This is a genomic window from Desulfosarcina sp. (genome assembly GCF_041551955.1).
Lineage (GTDB): Bacteria > Desulfobacterota > Desulfobacteria > Desulfobacterales > Desulfosarcinaceae > Desulfosarcina.
Map to the genome: position 1 here is coordinate 1 of NZ_JBFELV010000574.1, position 2,579 is coordinate 2,579.

The 2,579-nt window shown below is 47.2% G+C and carries 2 protein-coding genes; both read left to right on the top strand.

Annotated elements, in window-relative coordinates; genetic code table 11:
- A partial coding sequence (locus ABYV26_RS24320; RefSeq protein ID WP_372683935.1) for a DUF2779 domain-containing protein occupies positions 1–1,329 on the top strand: 1,329 nt, incomplete at its 5' end.
- A gap of 660 nt (positions 1,330–1,989) precedes the next feature.
- On the top strand, positions 1,990–2,579 hold a 590-nt coding region (locus ABYV26_RS24325; protein ID WP_372683936.1), incomplete at its 3' end, for a transposase.

Below are 2,579 nucleotides of genomic sequence, written 5' to 3' on the forward strand. Positions count from 1 at the left end.
ACCTGTTTTGACAATGGTCAACTGATCGATGAAGCGTATTATGAAATCGACAAGGCCATCAGTTCAACGAACCGAGCGGTTGTTGAAGGGCAGGATGCAATCTTCGAAGCGACCGCCTGTTCACCTGATGGCGCCTATTCAAGGATTGATATTTTTAAACGGATTAACCGCACCGACCATTGGGATCTGATCGAGGTCAAACAATCCACTGAAGTCAAAGATTATTATCTGGATGATATGGCCCTTCAGCGATATGCATTCGTTGGGTCAGGATATGAGATACGCAAGTCGGTCTTGATGCACTTGAACAGGGAATATGTTCGGTGGGGAGAGCTTGATCCAAAGGCCCTTTTTGTGCTGGAAGATTGTACCGATCAGGCCATATCGAGGATGGAAGGCGTGCCCACAAATCTGAGAAATCTGCTGCAGGTCGTCAATCAATCGAACGAACCCTCGATCGCTATCGGAAGGCACTGCAGATCACCGTTTGAATGTGACTACACCGGTTATTGCTGGCGGCATGTCCCGGATTATTCCGTTTTCAATGTATTCAGCGGCGTCAAATTGGACAGCCTCATTTCAATGAATATCCTGGACGTCGCCGATCTACCAGTCGAATTGCCTCTGACAGATCGCCAACAAATCGATATCAACGCCCATGCAACCCAAACCATTTATGCGGACAGAGACCGAATCAGCGGTTTTTTGAGCACGCTGCACTACCCTTTGTATTACCTTGACTATGAGACCATATTTCCCGCGATTCCCCTGTTTGACAATTCATCGCCATACCAACAGATTCCTTTCCAATTCTCGCTTCACATTCAACAGAAAAAAGGTGGGGATGTACGGCACCTTGAATTTCTGCACACCAAATCAACCGATCCCAGATCCGAATTGGTAAAGGCCCTTGTCGATAGTTGCGGTACAATAGGGTCCGTGATCGTCTACAATATAGGGTTTGAGTCCAGAATTAACAGGGAACTTGCACTCCTTTTACCTGGTTACCAATCAGCCCTGGAAGCCATCAATTCAAGAATGGTGGATCTGTTGGTACCTTTCCGATCCAGATATTTGTACCATCCCAAGATGATGGGTTCGGCTTCGATAAAAAAGGTCCTGCCCGCTTTTGTGCCGGAATTGAATTACGGCGATCTTGAAATCAGCGACGGCGACATGGCCTCCAGAAACTATCTCAAGTGCCTTAAAGGTATTGTCTCAGAGCCTGAAAAGAAAAAGATCTACGAGGACCTGAAGCGCTATTGCGAAATGGACACTTTTGCCGAAGTGAGATTGATCGAAAAGCTATATGAGGTTGCAGTAAAATAGCATTGAGATCAGCATCTCATAGGAAACGCTCATGGTCCACGATACTCCGCTAAACCGCCCTTTTCAACTCCGAAAACATCGCTTAAGCCCAAAAATATGGACCATTGTTTTCCTGGTTCTCTGATAATCATTCATCCAGCTTGGTCCGACTATAGATCCACCCGTCCCTAAATCCACCCATTTTGTTTTTGCTTTCCCATTGCGTTCTTCGCGGCTTTGCGTGAAACAAGTTTTTTCATTTCCAGCGGATCGAAAGCGGTGCACGTCGCTTGCTGAGATAGTCATACCTGCGCTCCATTTGCCCCCCTCAAAAACCATCCAGGAACATCCTTGATGAACATTCCAGGCGATATGTCCTGGTCGCCATTGGCACTATATCGCGATTTTTTACCCCAAAAATCGGAATATAGACCCAAAATAGAGGGTCTTTATAAGTCTTTTTTGTTTCATTCAGGCTGGTTATCGTGGCCTGATAATCATTAAAGGGCAAATGGAACCCGCAGGGAATCATCATGAGCTCCGACGAGCTTTTATGGCCCATTCTCGCACATGATGATTCCCTGATAGTTGCTGCAGTCAAAATAAAAGGCACCTCCCATTCCATAGCGACAAATGCTGTGGAATAATTGGGTAACATGTCAAGCCAAAGGGAGGTGCCATATGAAAACTTACGCCGGAATCGATCTGCATTCAAGCAACAATTTCATCGGTGTGATCAACCACAAAAACGAAAGGCTTCTCAGCCGCCGCTATGACAACAATCTGAAGACCGTGCTGAAGGCATTACGCAAGTATAAGCCAAGCCTGCAAGGAGTTGTCGTAGAATCCACCTATAACTGGTATTGGCTGGTGGATGGTCTGATGGAAAATGATTACAAGGTCCACTTGGCCAACCCGGCGGCCATCCAGCAATACAAAGGGTTGAAGCACCGGGATGACAAAAAGGATGCCTTTTGGCTGGCCCACTTGCTGCGGCTTGGTATCCTGGCTCAAGGCTACATCTATCCCAAAAAGCTACGCTCTATACGGGACATGTTTCGAAGACGGATGATGTTCGTCAAGCAGAGAACGACTCAAACTCTCAGCCTTCAAAGCATGATTGCTCGTAATCGGGGCGTTGAGCAAAGCGCCAGCGCCATCGTCCGTTTCCGGGACGATTTCATCAAGCAGATGTTTGACTGCCCGCATCTGGTCTCCACGGCCCTTCACCAGATGGAAACGATTCGTTTCCTGGGCAAGCAAATTGAGGC